This window comes from Bradyrhizobium sp. LTSP885, assembly GCF_000938305.1.
In the GTDB taxonomy this organism is placed as follows: Bacteria; Pseudomonadota; Alphaproteobacteria; order Rhizobiales; family Xanthobacteraceae; genus Bradyrhizobium.
In genome coordinates, this window is sequence record NZ_JYMT01000021.1 from 321,748 (window position 1) to 338,809 (window position 17,062).

At 60.5% G+C, this 17,062-nt stretch carries 18 protein-coding genes; 10 read left to right on the top strand and 8 right to left on the bottom strand.

Translation table 11 applies throughout. The annotated features are described in order from the left end of the window. Nucleotides 1-11: 11 nt before the first annotated feature. Nucleotides 12-503, bottom strand: a complete 492-nt coding sequence (locus tag UP09_RS15460; protein WP_044539030.1) for a MarR family winged helix-turn-helix transcriptional regulator — start codon at nucleotides 501-503, stop codon at nucleotides 12-14. Between the two features lie 315 nt (nucleotides 504-818). Between UP09_RS15460 and UP09_RS15465 the strand changes: the two genes are divergently transcribed. From UP09_RS15465 to UP09_RS15475, 3 genes are all read left to right on the top strand, one after another. Then, a complete protein-coding gene (locus tag UP09_RS15465; protein WP_044539031.1) occupies nucleotides 819-2,375 on the top strand; it encodes a porin in 1,557 nt (518 codons plus the stop codon). Nucleotides 2,376-2,718: 343 nt separating this feature from the next. Further along, nucleotides 2,719-3,312, top strand: a complete 594-nt coding sequence (locus UP09_RS15470) for a MarR family winged helix-turn-helix transcriptional regulator (protein ID WP_044539032.1) — start codon at nucleotides 2,719-2,721, stop codon at nucleotides 3,310-3,312. A gap of 611 nt (nucleotides 3,313-3,923) precedes the next feature. Continuing rightward, complete coding sequence (locus tag UP09_RS15475) at nucleotides 3,924-5,063, top strand: alpha/beta hydrolase family protein (RefSeq protein ID WP_052833106.1); 1,140 nt, start codon at nucleotides 3,924-3,926, stop codon at nucleotides 5,061-5,063. Nucleotides 5,064-5,245: 182 nt separating this feature from the next. On the opposite strand, the gene UP09_RS15480 is transcribed toward UP09_RS15475, so the two are convergent. Both UP09_RS15480 and UP09_RS15485 read right to left on the bottom strand, forming a co-directional pair. Continuing rightward, nucleotides 5,246-5,542, bottom strand: coding sequence for a HigA family addiction module antitoxin (locus tag UP09_RS15480; RefSeq protein WP_044539033.1), 297 nt, complete (start codon nucleotides 5,540-5,542; stop codon nucleotides 5,246-5,248). Between the two features lie 47 nt (nucleotides 5,543-5,589). Then, complete coding sequence (locus tag UP09_RS15485) at nucleotides 5,590-5,865, bottom strand: type II toxin-antitoxin system RelE/ParE family toxin (RefSeq protein ID WP_044539207.1); 276 nt, start codon at nucleotides 5,863-5,865, stop codon at nucleotides 5,590-5,592. Between the two features lie 273 nt (nucleotides 5,866-6,138). Here UP09_RS15485 and UP09_RS15490 point away from each other — a divergent pair, with 273 nt between their 5' ends. Both UP09_RS15490 and UP09_RS37640 read left to right on the top strand, forming a co-directional pair. Beyond that, entirely contained in the window at nucleotides 6,139-6,582 is a 444-nt protein-coding gene (locus UP09_RS15490; protein ID WP_156164613.1) for a hypothetical protein, read from the top strand. 463 nt (nucleotides 6,583-7,045) lie between these two features. After that, a complete protein-coding gene (locus tag UP09_RS37640) occupies nucleotides 7,046-7,282 on the top strand; it encodes a hypothetical protein (protein WP_156164614.1) in 237 nt (78 codons plus the stop codon). A gap of 121 nt (nucleotides 7,283-7,403) precedes the next feature. Here UP09_RS37640 and UP09_RS15495 read toward each other — a convergent pair whose 3' ends face one another. Continuing rightward, nucleotides 7,404-8,135, bottom strand: coding sequence for a Fic/DOC family protein (locus UP09_RS15495; RefSeq protein ID WP_044539209.1), 732 nt, complete (start codon nucleotides 8,133-8,135; stop codon nucleotides 7,404-7,406). After that, complete coding sequence (locus UP09_RS15500) at nucleotides 8,125-8,310, bottom strand: hypothetical protein (RefSeq protein ID WP_245301970.1); 186 nt, start codon at nucleotides 8,308-8,310, stop codon at nucleotides 8,125-8,127. The genes UP09_RS15495 and UP09_RS15500 overlap by 11 nt, the downstream gene beginning before the upstream one ends. Nucleotides 8,311-8,632: 322 nt before the next feature. On the opposite strand from UP09_RS15500, the gene UP09_RS38115 reads away from it, so the two are divergent. The 3 genes from UP09_RS38115 to UP09_RS15515 all read left to right on the top strand — a co-directional run bounded on the left by UP09_RS38115 (nucleotide 8,633) and on the right by UP09_RS15515 (nucleotide 10,582). Beyond that, the gene (locus UP09_RS38115) at nucleotides 8,633-8,893 is read left to right on the top strand and encodes a hypothetical protein (protein ID WP_044539036.1); all 261 of its coding nucleotides are present in this window, start codon (nucleotides 8,633-8,635) and stop codon (nucleotides 8,891-8,893) included. Nucleotides 8,894-9,104: 211 nt separating this feature from the next. Next, on the top strand, nucleotides 9,105-9,821 hold the full coding sequence (locus UP09_RS15510) for a hypothetical protein (protein ID WP_052833108.1): 717 nt from the start codon (nucleotides 9,105-9,107) through the stop codon (nucleotides 9,819-9,821). Between the two features lie 254 nt (nucleotides 9,822-10,075). After that, nucleotides 10,076-10,582, top strand: a complete 507-nt coding sequence (locus UP09_RS15515; RefSeq protein WP_044539037.1) for a hypothetical protein — start codon at nucleotides 10,076-10,078, stop codon at nucleotides 10,580-10,582. A 35-nt stretch (nucleotides 10,583-10,617) separates the two neighbouring features. Here UP09_RS15515 and UP09_RS15520 read toward each other — a convergent pair whose 3' ends face one another. The 3 genes from UP09_RS15520 to UP09_RS15530 all read right to left on the bottom strand — a co-directional run bounded on the left by UP09_RS15520 (nucleotide 10,618) and on the right by UP09_RS15530 (nucleotide 12,820). Continuing rightward, nucleotides 10,618-11,265, bottom strand: a complete 648-nt coding sequence (locus UP09_RS15520) for a hypothetical protein (RefSeq protein ID WP_044539038.1) — start codon at nucleotides 11,263-11,265, stop codon at nucleotides 10,618-10,620. 617 nt (nucleotides 11,266-11,882) lie between these two features. Continuing rightward, nucleotides 11,883-12,149 (bottom strand): HGGxSTG domain-containing protein, encoded by a 267-nt coding sequence (locus tag UP09_RS15525; protein WP_245301971.1) that lies wholly within the window; start codon nucleotides 12,147-12,149, stop codon nucleotides 11,883-11,885. Then, nucleotides 12,146-12,820 (bottom strand): hypothetical protein, encoded by a 675-nt coding sequence (locus UP09_RS15530; protein ID WP_044539212.1) that lies wholly within the window; start codon nucleotides 12,818-12,820, stop codon nucleotides 12,146-12,148. Before UP09_RS15530 ends, UP09_RS15525 begins: the two co-directional genes overlap by 4 nt. Before the next feature lie 382 nt (nucleotides 12,821-13,202). Between UP09_RS15530 and UP09_RS15535 the strand changes: the two genes are divergently transcribed. Together UP09_RS15535 and UP09_RS15540 are read left to right on the top strand one after the other, a co-directional pair. After that, nucleotides 13,203-15,524 carry a molybdopterin guanine dinucleotide-containing S/N-oxide reductase gene (locus UP09_RS15535; RefSeq protein WP_044539039.1) on the top strand — a complete coding sequence of 774 codons (2,322 nt, stop codon included), beginning with the start codon at nucleotides 13,203-13,205 and terminating at the stop codon, nucleotides 15,522-15,524. A 302-nt stretch (nucleotides 15,525-15,826) separates the two neighbouring features. Further along, complete coding sequence (locus UP09_RS15540) at nucleotides 15,827-16,822, top strand: AraC family transcriptional regulator (RefSeq protein WP_044539040.1); 996 nt, start codon at nucleotides 15,827-15,829, stop codon at nucleotides 16,820-16,822. Nucleotides 16,823-17,062: the final 240 nt, after the last annotated feature.

Consider the following 17,062-nt stretch of genomic DNA (forward strand, 5'->3'; position numbering starts at 1 on the left):
AATGGCCGTCCTTAAAGGTCGACCGAGATCCTCAATATTGCTTTTTCCAGGCGGGTCTTGATGGTGTTCATCTTGCCGGTCAGTTGGAGCAGCTCCTTGAGATCGAGATCCGCATAGACGAACTCGTTCAATTCCTTACGCTGCGATGACAGATTGGCCATTTGCTTGTGGGCGTGGTCGGTCAGCGACAGGTTGACGACGCGGGCATCCTCGGTCGAGCTTTTTCGGCGCAGAAGGTTCTTCTTTTCGAGCAATTTGGACTGCGTCACCACAAACGACTGATCGACGCGCAGTGCTCTCGAAACAGCCCCAACAGGCAGGCCGACGGCGCGATCCTCGACGTTCGCCAGGACCATCATGATCATCCATTGAGGACCGGTGATTCCGATCATCTTGGCCCAGATGCCGCGCAATTCGTCGAGGCGAGTGCTGGTCGACACGATCTCCCAGGCCAATCGCTCGGCCGCGTCCTGCAGTTTGTCGGTCGATTTGCGCTCGGTCATGGCCTTCCTTACGAAAAAGTCATCTTCACAGATATCCAATTCGTTTTGAAGCTGGGTTGGCGAAAATGTTCACACCCAGGCGTTGCATGAATGACACATGGCGGCCCAAACCATAGAATGACTAACTAATATAAGTTGAACATGTGAAAGGCTAATGCATAGTCGAGCGGTGGCGGAGGGGGGCACCCACCGTCTCACGCCTGCAGTGGCCGAGTTGACCACTAGAATCTTGAAAATCGCTGCGGGGCAGCGGCTTTCGGGAGGGGGTTCTTTTGTCGCTTTGCCAACAGCGCAAGGCATCACTTGGAGGATAACATGAAGATGGTAAAGGGCCTTTTGTTCGGCTCGGCGGCGGCTCTCGTTGCGATCAGCGGAGCTCAGGCGGCCGACCTTCCCGTCAAGGCCAAGGCGGTTGAGTACGTGAAGGTTTGCTCGCTGTATGGTCCCGGCTTCTACTACATCCCGGGCACCGACACCTGCATCAAGCTGAGCGGCTACCTGCGTGCCGACGTTCTGGCGAACACCAACTCGGACTTCTCTGGTCCGTTCGCTGGCGCCGGCGGCGCCCAGAACCGTTTCACCAACGGCTACACCTGGCGCTCTCGTGAAGACTTCGACATCGATACGCGCACCGCGACCGAATACGGCGTGGTCCGCACCTATTTCGATGCGACCTTCAGCTGGACGTCGGACTCCTACGGAGCGGGCGCCGCCGCAGGCTCGACCGTCTACGCGCCGATCGGCACGTCGTCTGCGCCGAACAACGCGAGTTCTGGTAACGTCGCCGGCGGTTCAATGGGCGTCTACCTGGCCTTCATCCAGTTCGCCGGTTTCACCATGGGCAAGGCGGTGTCGCAGTTCTCGGCTCCGTGGACCAACTATCCGGGCAACAACTTCGACGGTCTCGTCGGCGGCGCCGGCTTCGTCACCGGTGTGAACCAGTTCACCTACACCGCACAGTTCGGCAACGGCGTGTCGCTGTCTCTGTCGGCGCAGGATGGGACGGCGTACAGCCAGGCCGGCGTGCAGAATCTCGGTGCGCTCGGTACCGGCACTCTCGGCGCTTATGGCGCGAGCGACTATGCCGGCACGATTGCTCCGGACCTGATCGCAGCGCTCCGCGTCGACCAGGCCTGGGGTCTGTTCCAGGCGTCGTTCGTGGCGCATGACAACCACGCGGCCTACTACGGCGCCACCGAAGTCACCGGTCATCCGGACGACAAGTGGGGCTGGGCCGGTGCGTTGGCCTTGTCGATCAAGAACATCCCGACCGGACCTGGCGACACCATCAACATCCAGGGTGTCTATACCAACGGTGCAACCCGTTACAACATCAACGACCTGTCGTACGCTGGTTCAACCCAGATGTTCGGTGGCACCAGCGTGGCTGGCGCTTACCAGAGCATTGGCCTCGGCGTTGCTCCGGACAGCGTGTTCGTGACCGGTGGCTCGCAGCAGCTGGTCTCGACCTGGGGTATGCGTGGTGCATACGTCCACAACTGGAACCCCTACTGGAACACCAGCATCTACGGTGCCTACGCCGGCATCATGTATAACAGCACGTCGAAGTCCTACATCTGCGGCCCGACCGGCACCGGTGTGGGTGGTTCGTTCGGCGCTGTCTTCGGCACCGCTGGCCTGACCTCCTGCAACCCCGACTACAACATCGCGCAGCTCGGTACTCAGACCCAGTGGACCCCGGTCAAGAACCTGACCTTCACGGCAGACCTGACCTGGCAGCATCTGGATCAGAAGTACGCCGGCACGATCACCTATCCCGGCAGCGCCTCGATCGGCAAGCCGGCTGCAGTGTACCAGCTGAAGGACCAGGATGGCGTCAGCCTGCTGCTCCGCGCTCAGCGCAACTGGTAATACCGGTTGATCTGATCACGATCTAACAGAGCCCCGGCGGGAAAACCGTCGGGGTTTTTGTTGAAACAAGTCTCCATTATGTGATTAACTAATGTAATTGGATAATGTATAAACGGCTGTTGGCTTTGCCGCCGACACCAGTGAGGAGACCTCAAACGTCTTGATGAACTAACCTCCAAAACCTCCGGCAATGCCCTGCCGGAGGTTTTTCATTGGGTTCGGCCACGGATGGTGATGGCGACGCCGCAAGGCAGCCCGGATCAACCATGGACAGAAATTTATTTTTGTTATGTGACTATATCATGTAAATGCGACTGGCCCCGATCAGGAAGCGTCGCTCGGTATGCCGAAGGCAACTGCAAAATCACGCCGCAGCCGTAAACCCGCGACGGCCAATATCTCGCCGGCGTTGCGCGCCGCGCCTCGCGGCGATCGCGTTGCGAAAGCAGCCGGCCCGGAGCTCCAGCGCCTGACGGGCTGCTTGCATTCCTTGTCATCGCGCCACCATGACCTGATCCAGGGTTATGCAGAACGTGTCGGCATCGCCGGCATGCAGTACATGATTTTGACCACGATCCGTCATCTCGAGAGCAGAGGCGATGTCTTCCCCGTAACCATCGCAGAGCATCTCCGTTTGACCAGCGCGGGTGTCGCCAAAGCGATCCAACATTTGACCGAACTTGGACTGGTCGAGAAAGCAGGGGATCTGGGTGATCGGCGCCGTACCAGGCTGACCGTCACACCATGCGGCTGCGCGCTCTTGGACTCACTCGCGCCCATGCAATCAAGGGTCAACGACGTCTGGCTGGATTGCATGAGCGATTCGGAATTCTCGATCTTTCTCGATCTCGTCGAGCGATTCATCAGGTCCAGCGATCGCGCGCTGGCGCTGCAAAGCTATCTGGTCAAGGACAGTGACATCGTCCCCTTCAAATAGCGCAAGCGGGCGGTTGGAAGAGCCGGCGACCGCGGCCAACAGATTGCGCAACGCCGGAGCTTCCCGGGTCCATCCGCTTGCTGCGCCGGCTCTCGAGGTCGGCGGCAACCATTAACGATCCTTCATGTTCGAGAGGATTCAAATCCCGGTTGAGCGCGCCTGATCCAGCACACGCGTTAGGTAGCCTGCCGAAAGCGATTGCATCGAAGGGCTGCGTGGCATTGCGTGTTGCCTCGTGCCGTGCCGGGACATTGCCGACGCTGACCCTCTCGCTGAGTCACAGTCGAGTGACCGCCGACGTCTTCGGTCTCGCGATTCTGTGAGCAAGCTGGCGCCAACTCCAGGTTAGCAAAATCTAGAAACGCGTTTTCCTGAATGCTGCCGAGTTTCCGCACGGAAGGCGGTTGCGTCAGCAACAATCTACACACCCGCACATGCATGAGCGCAACGCATCTCTGCCCCGCCATGGCCGGGCCTCGTCGCCGCCGCAAGCTGCAGCTATCGCTACTACAGGCAGGCAAAGACCTGGGCCCGGCTCACGCGAAATCGTTGGCTGGCCGTAAGATAACATGACCAGCTTCTCTTCCGGGAAGCGAACGAGTTGACGAAATATGCACGGTCGCTGTGGGGCGCGAGGCGCCTCGTCAAGTAGCGTCGAGTTCGATGACAAGGGCTGGCCTTGCTGGCCGGATCGCGAGGATCTGTCCGCGGAGTTCATCCGGCTTCTGGCTGCCGCGCAGGAGGGAGGCGCGACCGTTTCCGAATGCTGGCTGACGTTGAGCAGGATCAACCTTGCTTCGGAGAGCTCGTGGTCGGAGGAGTGGATCAAAACCGCTGAGCTGAACGAGGCGAGAGCCGAACTTTCGTTCCAGAACGGCAACCTGATCACGGCTCGCCGGAACTGGCTCCGGGCCATGACCTACTTTCACGCGGCCGCAAGGCCTCTTGAGTCTCTTGATGATCTGCTGACATGCGCCGTCGACGGCATGCGGCGATGTGCAACCAACTTCCTGAAGAGCCGGGTTCCCGCCGGCGAGGTGCTTTCGATTCCCTGGACCGAAGACGTATGCCTTCAGGCCTACTATCTGCCGTCAGCCTTCCGCGACAACGGGCCGGTCATCGTCTGCATTGGCGAGCCCGGGTCCTACAAGGAAGAGTTGATCGCGAAGTACGCCGGTCACGCCAACGAGCGCGGGCTCTCGCTTCTCGCGGTGGATCTGCTGGGCACTCAGGTGGCCTTGCCGCCGGAACGACTCGGCCAAAGATTCGAAACCGCCATGAGCCGCGTCCTGGACTTTCTTTCAGAGAAGCCCGGTGTCGATAACACCCGGATCGCCATCGTGGCGGACGCCTGGAGCTCCTCCCTGGTCGCCCGGGCGGCCGCAAGCGACGCCCGATTTGCCGCGGCGGTCTGTGACGCCGGAATTTGGGACTCGCACGAGCGAAGTTTCTTTTTCCGACATGCAGCAGGGCATGAGCAGACAGGGTGTCTGGAAGAGTGCAACTCGATCTCACGGAGCATCGATTGCCCGCTGCTTGTCACCGCGGGTGAAGGCGGCTGGCTGCTTCCAGGCGCCCTGACCGAATTTGGCAACAAGCTGGGCAACATTCATCACGATGCCAGCCTGATCCTGTTTCGGCGCGCTGAAACGGCGGCGATGCAAGGCCATCTTGATAACCCCACGCTGGCCAATGAAGTGATATTCGACTGGCTCGAAGACCGGCTCCGGCTGAGAACGGGATTGTCCTGAGCCGGAGGGGGTAAAGTGCACCCTGCCTTTCGGTTGGCGTCATGCTCGACGAGTCGCACCGCGTCACCCAGCGCGGCAATGCCGCGCGCGGACTATTTCGAGAATGGAAATTAAGCACACTGTCAGCGTAACTCTGGTAACCTCGGGTACAAGACACGCGGCACGCGCGATTTGCGCAGCGCTCACGCGGCCTCGTAAGACGCGATCTTCTTGATCTGCGGCGCGAGCACGTCTTCGGCCGTTTCGAGATCGAAGCGCGCCTGCATGTTCATCCAGAACGCAGCGCCGGTCTTGAAAAACTTGCCGAGCCTTAGCGCGGTGTCGGCGGTAATGGGCTTTTCTTCGCGGGCGATGCGTTCGATCCGGGTGCGCGGCACGTTCAGCGCGGCCGCGACTGCGTAAGGTGTCAGCTTGAGCGGAACGAGAAATTCCTCCCGCAGGATTTCGCCGGGATGGATCGGCGGAAGCTTCTTTGCCATTTGCGATCTCCTGTTCAGTAGCTGCATTCGGCCGATCCGGGCTAGTGTTAGTCCACTATCTCCACGTCTTCTGGACCCGCGTCGGTCCACCGGAACACGATCCGCCATTGATTATTGATGCGGATCGCGTGCTTGCCCGCCAAATCGCGCTTGAGAGCTTCAAGGCGGTTGCCGGGCGAGTTCAGGGCCTCGAGAAGGTCGGCGGAGTCCACCATGATCAGTTTTCGGCGGGCTGCCCGGGCGAGATTTGCCGGGAAACCCTTCGGGACCATACGGCCCTGAAGGATCGGCTCGGCAAATTTCCCCTTGAAGGTCCTGATCACGGGCAATACGTATCCTACCGTGATACGTCTTGCAAGGCTTTCGTATCCTGATGAGATACCAGTGGCAAGACGCCGCACTTCCGATTTGAGTGCGGGCGAACCAGGAAAGCGACAATCTGCTGTTGTTGGCGATTTCGGTGCTGGAGCGGCGTGCCAATGGCAACTAATCGACAATACTCGTCCCGGAGTTTAGGTTGATCGGACAAATCCCGGCACGTATGTAGCTGGTACAGATTCTGCCTGACATTGTTTTCAGAGCTCATGGAGGCTGTTATGGAGCGCCGCTGTTTTCAATCCCGGCTCGGCGTCGCAATGGCTCTTGCATTTGCGCTGACGTGCATGACGGGGGATTTTGCTTTCGCGGCTTGCCTTGCGCAGATCGATCAGCCCGTTATCGGTAAATTTTTGGCCGACCCCGCCCGGATATTGAAGGACAATCCAAACGGTGGGCCTGGAATGATAGCCGCCTTGAGAGACCTGGCGGTAGCCAATCCGGGAACTCTCCAGCCTATCATCGGGCTGTTGCCGAGTGCTAACGCTGCTCAGAAAGCAGCGGTTGGAACTGCGTTCGGCCAGGCGGCGCGAGCGTGCCTCACCACACATGCTGCATATGCTGCCGAGATACAGCTGCAACTTGCAGCCAGCGGCGATGAGCCCGCGATCCTCGCTTTGGCGGCAGTCATGGGCAACGTGCCGATTGGAGTTCACGGCCGATGAGGGGGAGTGAGAATGGAAGTTAAGTACACTGTCACCCCACATCGATCGCGGCGATCCCGCCGGGCGCTATCCCTGCGGCCGGGCTGATGCCTTCAGAGGCTGCACCGTCGCATTCGGGCGCCTTTCGTCTCGGGGGATGAACATCGCAAATGTTTCCCTAACGCGCGCTGCCGGCGTCGCGTCGACGGAGGCCCCGGAACTGAAGTAAGCGGCTGAGCGGAATTCGTCCGGGGCGGGCCACCGGTGCGCAATGATCTCGGCTGCGACCAGCGCTGCGGGGCCTGCAATGCGCGAACAGGCATCGTAGACATAAAGAAAAGCAAGTCATGCCGCCACGGCGGCAAGAAAAGTCCTGAAAATGGGCATCGCTGATTGCGCCTTCTTGATTGAGGCGACGATGCCATCGCGGCGGTGAACACCGCGTTCAGTGCAGCGAGCGATCGTTCGATACGGTTCCCGCCTGGTGAATGCGGCCGATAACCCTTTGCTCACCAATCCGCTCAAGACGCCGGCAACCAGCTTTCCTCATCGGCTGGCAAGGAGTCTCTGGCATCTGGAGACAAACACCAGAACAACAGGGGGCACCATGTTCGTCGTCGTCCGGATCATGATCCTGATCGCCAGCGCATACGCCGGATCTGCGCTCGCAGACATGCAATTCGCGCCGCTGCCGGATTCGGCGCTGTCGTCTCAACCGTAGCGCGGTGCGCGTTCGGCTGGATGACCGCTCACATGTGCGCATATATACCGTCACCGCAACACGTGTAGTCGATCTAGCCGAGCCGCGCGAAGTAACATTCGTTGGCTCAAAGGCCCAATGATCAAGCGCTCTTGCTTTGCGCGTCGCGTTTGAGCTGCTGCTGTTTGTACTCGGCTTGTATCGCCGGATCGTCGTTGCTTCCGCGAACGGTGTCCGTCTCGCCCCTGCCTCCATCGAGCCCCTTGGCTGCCGCGATGTGTTCTTTGAGATCGCTCACCGCCGGGCGGATGTAAGGCTCGAGATATTTGTCGAGGATGCCTTTGCCAGGGTCGTCGAGCTCTTTCGTGAGCGCTTGAAGGTAGGCGGTCTTGTCGGTGGAGGCCCAATCGATGCTGAAGCCGGCGCGTTGAGCCAGTATGGAGTGAACAACCATGATCGTGCGGCCATTGCCATCCAGAAAGGGATGGCCGTGGGCCAGATAGCCCATGACCTCGCCGGGCTTCTCGCGCATGGTCTTGGGATCGTTGCCGAGCTTCAGGGCGTGCTCGATTGCGTTTTGGATGGACTTGGGATGTGCGAACAAAACGCCGCCCCGGCTGACGGCGATGTTCGGCGCCGTTTGAAGGCGGTCCTGCCCGGCCCACGGATACATGGCTTCGAAGAGGATCTTGTGCGTGGTCAGTACGTCCGCGTAGGTCAGGACCCTCTTTTTCTGGAGCGCCGCGAACGCGTCGTCTATCCCGGTCGTGAAGGAGGCATGTTCGAGCCTCCTTACGATCGCGGGATCTTTCTCTTGGGCAATATTGCGTAGGTATCCGCGCGCTTCGAAGTCGCCGAACGGATCAAACGTCACGGCTGGCTTCACGCAGATAGCGGGCCTGAAGAAGGATCATTTCCGGGCGGGTAATCCGCTCCGCGCGCACCAGGCCAATGAGCAACCGCTCGATCTCGTCCAGTTCGACCGTATCCCCGGCCAGGCGCGAGATATGATGGGCCAGACGGTCGTTTGGACCCTCAGAATAAGACACGTGGAACGTCCGGGCAAGGGTCCGGATGAGCTCTGCGGTCGAGGAGGCGGCTACCTTATCCATATCGAAAATATAGCACTTTCTGACTGAGATTCCATTAACGAAAAGACGTCTGAAATCAGTGAGTTGACGGGTGCTTTTTGGGTCGTCGATTCGAATTGCGATGGCGGTGCACTCAAATATCGGTCGTCGCTGCGATCGATCTCAATCGCGGTTTCGGCTCGACACGTGTCGGGCGGGTCACGCTCGGATGACTTCTCACCTGCGCGTATAAATAGATTAGTGCAATGTCACCGTAACCCGATGGTACGACCATCATCAAATGCGCGCCGACAGCATCCGCAAAAGGAAAGTCAAGCTCGTAAGGAAGGAAGATACCGACACACCATTAAAGCGCGGCGAATATCGTCCGATACAAAGTGATATTTGGAAAGGAGCGGTCAAGGCGGCTAAGGAGGTTGAGAGGCGGTTCGGAAAGAAGAATCTCGGGCCGTACACAGACTTCGAATGGGGAATGTTAACGGGGAAGCAGTCGGTCATCCGGTGGGTGCTCGGCTACGAATGGGATATGCTGGATACCTAATCGGCTGTCCAAAGCCTCGCGCGCCACACGTCGAACTTACGCTGCTTGGCTGCGTCGAGCTTCGTCCTAGACGCGGACCCGTGGCTCCTAGCAGCCGCCCATATTACCCGACATTACGTGCTGTGCGAGCGCCTTTGAGAAGCTCGTATAGCGTGTAACATGCCTCACATGGTACGGATGCTAGAGACGTTGTAACGCCACGGGGGTGGGAATGCCAATCGGGACGATCGCTAGAAGGCGACCGCTAGCTACTTTCAAGGAAGTAACAAAGCTCGCTGCCAAACAGGCCGAACGTGCGGCGAAGATCACGACAGATACCTTCAATCGAAAATACGTGTACGACGAAGACGACGTGACCGGAGCGTTTGTTGGCAGCTTAAACACGCTTTTTCACGACACCCAGCTAGGCGGTATGACGCTCGGGGCGTCAGTAGTGCGGCACCGAAGAGGGAAAGCCGCCGAGGAGAGTCGTACCGGCGCCGATATGCTGATCCATGTGTCGATGGATACTCCAACGCAAAGGTACTCGAAGGGTGTGTTGGTCCAAGCCAAGAAAGCAGACGCGGACTATGATTGGTCAGCCTCGAAACGTCAGGGCCTTATCGACCAATGCAACAAATTGCTCAGCATTACTCCCGCTGCCTTTGTGCTCAACTACGGTACTAACGGCATTCGCTGCGGCGCGGCTACCCGTGTGGCTGGCGCAACGACAGTATTCAGCGTTCGTTATCTGTGCAACTGGACAACGTACCGTTTTTTTCTTGAACTCTTTCGTTGTCCAATCGGGGATCCTCGCATCACCAGTCCCAGCGTAGCCAATCTCCCGGCTGCCAAGGGTATGGGCGAGACGTTTGGTGACATCCCGTTCGTTGTAGAACTGTCACTCAAAGGCGAGCTTGATATTGATCCGGGCTCTTCCGAATCCTAGTCTGTCTTGACTGGCAAGCTCCTGGTGCCCTTGTCGCGAATGTCCCTGTAGGTGTAGCCGTTGACGGCGGCACGGGCGATGCCGAGCGCCTGGAAGCGCGCGCTCTCGTGCTGGAAAATGTCCCGTGGTTACGGTAACACTGCACTAATATATGCGCGCTGAGAGGTGATCCGAGCGTGATCCGTCAATCACTTCATTCACTCCAACATCTTCCGCGCTTCCCCCAACGCAAGAAGGTCTAAGGGCCTCTCGAAATGATCGACAAGCCTCTCAATTCGGATGAAGTCACAGACGAGCAGAAGAAGCTGGTTGATGACATCATCTATCTTCGAGGCCGCATCATAACGTCCTACTCTCAGGTCGAGTTTCTGCTGGCTGATATCGCCGTGAAACTGGAGCTGAAATTTCCCTATCCGATAGCGGCGCGCCTGAAGGCTACAAAACGCATCGCTCAACTCAAAGGTTACGAGACCTATAGAGGGGAACTAGAAGAAGTCTGCGACGCTTTGGCAGATTTTGATGACATCAGAAAATACATGGCGCACGGGTGGGCTAATCTCGAAGTCGATAGAATAGGGAATCATCAATTTCAGTTGCTGATGTATGAGCGCACCGGCGAAGGCAAGTTTGAGATGATGAGCGCCACAAGCACTCGAGAACGGTTGCAGGATGCTTCTGATAACATCACCGCGTACACAGCGAAGGTGATAAATCTGTTTCGCCGCATATACTTCGAAAAAGGATTGGAGCAGCCGGAGTAAGAAGCCGAAGGTGGAAGCTCCGTATTAGCTATCGTTCAACTCTCTGGCTTCAGAACGTCCTCAATGCTCGCCAATCGGCCAAGCTCATCCAGCCAAGGTGACGGAGTGTAGTTTAGGCCGCCAAATGCACTTACTGGGACCAACAGTCCAGTTCGGCTTACCGACGCATACAACGACGAAACTTCCTTTCCGTAGCCGGCAGCTTTCATTTCCTCCTGGAGGATGGAAAAGAAGTCGAACGATGGCTTATCGCCCGCTTCATTTATCTTTCGCGAGAGGGCAATCGCCTTTCCGATCAGCATCAGTTCATCTCTAGTCATCTGCTCCAAGATAGAAGCCCACCTTCGAAATTCATCAGGATCCAAAGCTTTGTTACGTTTCAGTCCTGCAATTATCTGAGCAAGCAGCTTCAAATTCTTCCGGGCTGCGCCGTCAGCAACGGCCTTGGAGAAGCGATAAATAATTTCGATAAGGGGATCAACTTCGTGCTCGGAAATGTCGGCAGGCTCAGTTGACCCTTTTCTCAACTCGTCGATCAAGATTTCGGCGGCTTCTTTCTGCTTCCGCTCTAGATACTTGTCCCCGAGCTTGCCAAGGAAGCCGCCGCCAGGAACTTGAAAAACGCTCAGCACATCGCCAGCAATTGCGGAGCCCCATGGGACGATTTCCTTTTTGCTACTCATTTGGCTCCTCCCTTCGTTCTATTGGTAAGCTGACTACTCTAGGCAGATCGCTCATGACGGCGTCCTGCGCAACACCGCCGAAGCAGCTCCTCAACCGAGTTGGTCGGGATACCGGCTCGTTGGAAGGCAAGATATCCTTGCGCTGGCGGCCAGCCTGCACGCGCATGCGCTCGATCTCCGAGCGGAGATAGTCGAGTGTTGGCATGGTTCGCTCTGAATTGGCGGTAGATCGCCATAAGAACGAATGAAGAACGATGAGTAAGGCCGCAAATGAAAGGGCCGCCCGAAGGACGGCCTCTCTGAATAGTATCTAAAGGAATCAATGACCTAAATGGGGTCTATCCGACTCCAAGTCCCGTCAACCCTTATGGTTGATGGTGATGTTGATCGTGAAATTGATCAGCATCTGCTCCTCCTTTCCGCACGCCGTGCACAGCGGCTATTGGACTACAGCCAGCGCTGGTCCGCGGGCGACAAGAACCATGGGGCGGGCCGCTTCGCTAGCGATTTCCGCTGCGACCCTAAGCCGCCGATCCGGCATGGAACTATTTTAGGACGAGCTGACCAGCAGGAACTACGGTGACAGTGCACTCAAATATCGTCGTCACCGTAACTAATCACTTCATCCCCTCCAGCAGCCTCCGCGCCTCCCCCAACAACGCCCGAATCTGCCTTCGCTCGGCGATCGCATCCCCGGTGAACAGGCCGTGCTTGCGCGCGTTCCGGTTGGCCCTTGGCGCGCCGGATCCCGGTGCGCCGCCGTGCATGCGGCAGCGCGTCTTGCCGTGCACCGCCGGCGCGCGGCACGCGCGCGCGGTGCGGGTTTTGGCGCCGCAACGCGGGCTCGCCAGCATCGGGCCGGTCTGTCTGATGTGATCGCTCACGCCTGGGCTTGTCGCTCGGCATCGGCGGAATCGCGCCGTCGCCTGGCGCCCGCGGTCTTCGGCGGCTTCCGCGCCGCTTGTGCCGGGGTCTGGTCGGATACGATCACGTTCGCATGCTGGGTGACGTTGCCGACAATGGCGTTGCCGCCGTCCTCCACCTTCACGTTCTGCACGGTGAAGGCCGGCTCGCCAGGTCGTGTGCCTTGGCTCCGGTAGCGGTTGAGCGCATCGATCTGCGCGGGAAAGGTGCGGGCGAGCCGGCCCAATGCGCGCGCGGCGCTGTCGTGCTGGGCGAGGTCGTTCGCATGCGCGAGGTGATGGGCGCATCGCATCGCCATCACATGAACCGAAACCATCTGCGCCACCAGCATGGCCTCGACGGCATCCCGCGGGCGAATGCTCTTCACCATCGAGATCATGAAGGAGAGGTTGACCGCGTTGGGCCTCCCGCCGCTCACGCTGGCCTTCACCAATTGCCGCAGGATGCCCTCCATCGCGTCGCGATCGGCGACACCCAGGATATCAGCCATGAGCTGTTCGCCGAGCTGCGGATCGGGATGGTCGATGCGGAAACCGCGCGACGAGAGTTTTATGCGCGGGGCTGTGGCGGACTGGGTCTGGTCGGTTGCGGCGGCCGTCATCGGCACGGTGATTTCATGTGCGGTGTTCATGTCTGGTGTCCCTGGCATGCGCCGGACCACGCGCGCAGGCGATTGTTCGCCGCGGCGAGCCGGTGCGATTTCAATTGTCAGTGAGGGTTTGGCCGCGATCGTGACCGGCGAGCCCGCGGTTGCGGGCGGCGTTTGCACGATTTCGGAATATTGGAAGAATATCGGTGAGTTGCCCGACGTGTCAAGTTGCCTTGTCGAACGCCGGCCGCCGCCGGCTACTTTGCATGGGGTTGTTTTCGATATTTGCGCGTGGCGTCCTGCGTTTCCGGCAACCCTGAACCCGGCGACATCGCCGCTGGGATCATTATACTGGTCCAAAGATTGACCCAAGCGTTGCGACAGGCGCGGCCCGGCCGCCGGCCTGCGGATGAAGGAAGACTCGATGAGTGAGACAATTGGCGCCCCCGATCCCGGCCTCGACCTGTCCGACGGCTTCAAGCCGCACACGTCGCATTGGGGTGTGTTCTCGGCGCGCCTCCGCGGGGACGGTCTCGAAGTCCGGTCGTATGCGGGCGATCCCGATCCGAGCGGCATCATCGGCAACTTCCCCGCCGCGTTACGCCATCAGGTGCGCATCGCTCGGCCTGCGATCCGTCGCGGCTGGCTCGAACGCGGTGCTGGACCCGACGACCGCCGCGGCCGCGACGAATTCGTCTCGGTCAGCTGGGAGCAGGCGCTGGATCTGCTCGCCGGTGAGCTGACGCGGATCCGTGACACACGCGGCCCCGGTGCGGTGTTCGGTGGCTCCTATGGCTGGTCCAGCGCGGGCCGCTTCCATCACGCCCAAAGCCAGGTTCATCGTTTCCTCAACTTCGCGATGGGCGGCTATGTGCGCTCGGTGAACTCCTATTCCTCAGGCGCGTCATCGGTGCTGCTGCCGCAGATCCTGACGGGTTACGAGGACATCACCAAGCGCAACGTCACGTGGGAGCAGATCGCGGCCGAGAGCGAGATCGTGCTGGCGTTCGGCGGCATGGCGTTGAAGAACTCCATGGTGGCCGGTGGTTCGATCAGCAAACATATCGAGCGCGGCGCCATGGAGGCGGCGCACCGGCGCGGCTGCGAGTTCATCCTTGTCAGTCCGCTGCGTGACGATCTGCCCGCGGAGGCCGGCGCCGAATGGATGACGGCCGTGCCCGGGACCGACACGGCCTTGATGCTCGGCATCGTCCATTCGCTGGTCAGCGAAGGTCTGCACGATCAGGCCTTCCTCGACCGCTACACCGAAGGCTGGCCGGTGTTCCTGCGCTATCTCGACGGCGAGGCCGACGGCCAGCCGAAGGATGCCGAATGGGCCGCATCGATCTGCGGCATCGACGCCGACACCATCCGCAAGCTCGCGCGTCGCCTCGCCGGGCGGCGGGCACTCATCACCGTCTCCCACTCGCTGCAGCGTGCCGAACATGGCGAGCAGCCGGTGTGGATGGGCATGGTGCTGGCGGCGGCGCTCGGCCAGATCGGCCTTCCCGGCGGCGGTTACGCCTACTCGCTCGGTGCGATCGGCTATTACGGCCGGCGCGTCAACGCGGTGCCGGGGCCGACGCTCGGGCAGGGACGCAACGGTGTCGCCGACTTCATTCCGGTGGCGCGCATCGCCGACATGCTGCTCAATCCCGGCACGACCTATCGCTACAATGGCGAGACGCGCACCTATCCGGACATCCGCCTCGTCTACTGGGCGGGCGGAAATCCGTTCCACCATCACCAGGACCTCAACCGCCTGCGCAAGGCCTTCGCCAAACTCGACACGCTGGTGGTGCATGAGCTCGCCTGGACCGCCACGGCCCGCCATGCCGACATCGTCCTGCCCGCGACCATGACGCTCGAGCGCGAGGACATCGGCTATTCCTCCAACGATCCGCTGATGGTCGCGATGCACCGGATCGCCGAGCCGTTCGGTCTCGCGCGCGATGACTATGATATCTTCGCCGATCTCGCCGAGCGTCTCGGTGCCCGCGAGGCCTTCACCGAAGGCCGCACGGCGCGGCAATGGCTGATGCGTCTCTACGAGCCGACCCGCGCCTCGCTCGCCGCGCAGGGCCTGGCTGCGCCAAGCTTCGAGGAGTTCTGGCAAAGCGGCAGCCTGATCGTGCCGCAACATCTCGACGACGGCGGCTCGCTGCGCCGCTTTCGCGAGGACCCGGTCGCCCGGCCGCTGCCGACGCCGAGCGGGCGCATCGAGATTGCCTCCAAGAAGATCGCCGATCATGGCGATGCGGATTGTCCGGGGCATCCGGTTTGGCTCGAGAAGACCGATGTCCCCGAGCCAGGCTCGCCGTTCTTCCTGATCGCGAACCAGCCAACCACGCGGCTCCACAGCCAGCTCGACTTCGGCGGACATTCGCTCCAAGCCAAGCATCGCGGCCGTGAGGTCGCGCGCATGAACCCGCGTGACGCTGTTGCCCGCGGCATCGCCGATGGCGATATCATCCGTCTGTTCAACGCGCGCGGCGCCTGCCTTGCCGCGGTGCATGTCACCGACGGCATCGCGCCGGGGATCGTGCAGCTTCCGACCGGCGCCTGGTACGACCCGATGGATCCCGAGGACGAGGCTCCGCTCTGTGTCCACGGCAATCCGAATGTGCTGACGCGCGACATCGGCACCTCATCCTTCGCGCAGGGCTGCACCGGTCAGCTCACCACGGTCGAGGTGGAGCGCTTCAACGGCAATCTGCCGCCGATCCGCGCTTTCGATCCGATATAGAGTGCAGCGGGGACGGCGAGGTGCAAACCTCGCCGTTGCTCCACGCAGGGCGGGAACCCGTGCGGGATGGCGCCCCTGCGGTTCCAAAAGCATGGCGGCCATGTCTTGCGGGCACATCTTCACGTCACTTGCCACACGGTTTTTGCCGCGGCGGGGTAGCTGTCGGCTGACTACGAGTTCCCGCTGAACATTGCACCAACTGCGCGAGACACATCCGATGAAGTGTTTGCAACGAAGCGTTGGTTGACCGCCACAAATCAGCCGCACCCCAGCGGCAATCCCGCCACCATGAGGATAACCCGATGACAGTGCAGTCGCCGGATATCATTGATTTCCGGTTCTCGACCGCGGATTGGGGCGAGCGCGACCGCTTGCCGATTTTCCGGGAGCAGATCGGGCGGATGGTCGTGAAGCTCGATCCGGAGCCGCTGACCGACGACGCGTTCCATGCCGAAGCCAATGTGCGCGAGCTGCCTGGGCTCGGCATCGGATCCTGGGCATGCAGCAACCTGCGGATCGCAAGGCCGCGCGAACTGCTCGACGGCAATGACGACCTGATTCTGACGATCATCACCAGCGGCAACACGCGCGCGTCTCAGCGCGGCCGGGACATCGAGCTCAGCCCGGGTCAAGCCGTGCTGCAGTCGAGCGCGGAAGCCGCCAACATGGTCGTTCCGTCGTCGCCAAGCCGCTTCGCCGGCCTCCGGCTGCCTCGCAAGGCGCTCGCATCGCTCGTTCGCGATCCCGAAGACATGCTGATACGTCCGTTGCCGGCGAACACGGAAGCCATGCGGTTGCTTGCGTTCTATATCAGGGAGCTGGACGACGGCTACCAGCTTGCGACACCGGAGCTGGCTACTGCCGTCGCCACTCATCTGACCGACCTCGCGGCGCTGATCATCGGCGCGAACCGCGACGGCACGGTCGTTGCCGAGGACCGCGGGCTGGCGGCCGCGCGGCTCGCCGCGGTCAAGGCCGACATCAGCAAGAATCTCGGCTTCGAGCTGACACTTCCGGCCGTCGCGGCGCGCCTGAAGCTCACGCCGCGCCACGTCCAGAGGCTATTCGAACACGCCGGCTCGACGTTCTCGGAATTCGTGCTTGGCCAGCGCCTGGCGCGCGCGCATCGCCTGCTGACCGATCCGCGCCGGATCGACAGCACCATCGGCACCATTGCGTTCGAATCCGGCTTCGGTGATCTGTCCTACTTCAACCGCACGTTCCGCCGCCATTACGGCGCGACGCCTTCGGAGATCCGCACAGCGCCGCGGAGCGCAGCGCGAGCGAACTTGCGCTGATCATTCGAAGCTTACGCGGCTCGGCGATAAAGCGATAATCGGTTTACCCGCGCCATGGGCGCCGTGTCACACGCCCGATCGGCTCGCGTCGCAGACAACGTCGGTTCACATCGTGGACCCATGTCGCATATGTCCAAGTCCCTGTCGCATGGGTCCGAGCCTCATACCTCCGAAGCGCTTAGAAGCCAGCTCCCGGGTGATCGTCCCTGCATCCCGCTGGAGACCGAGTCACACGTGCGA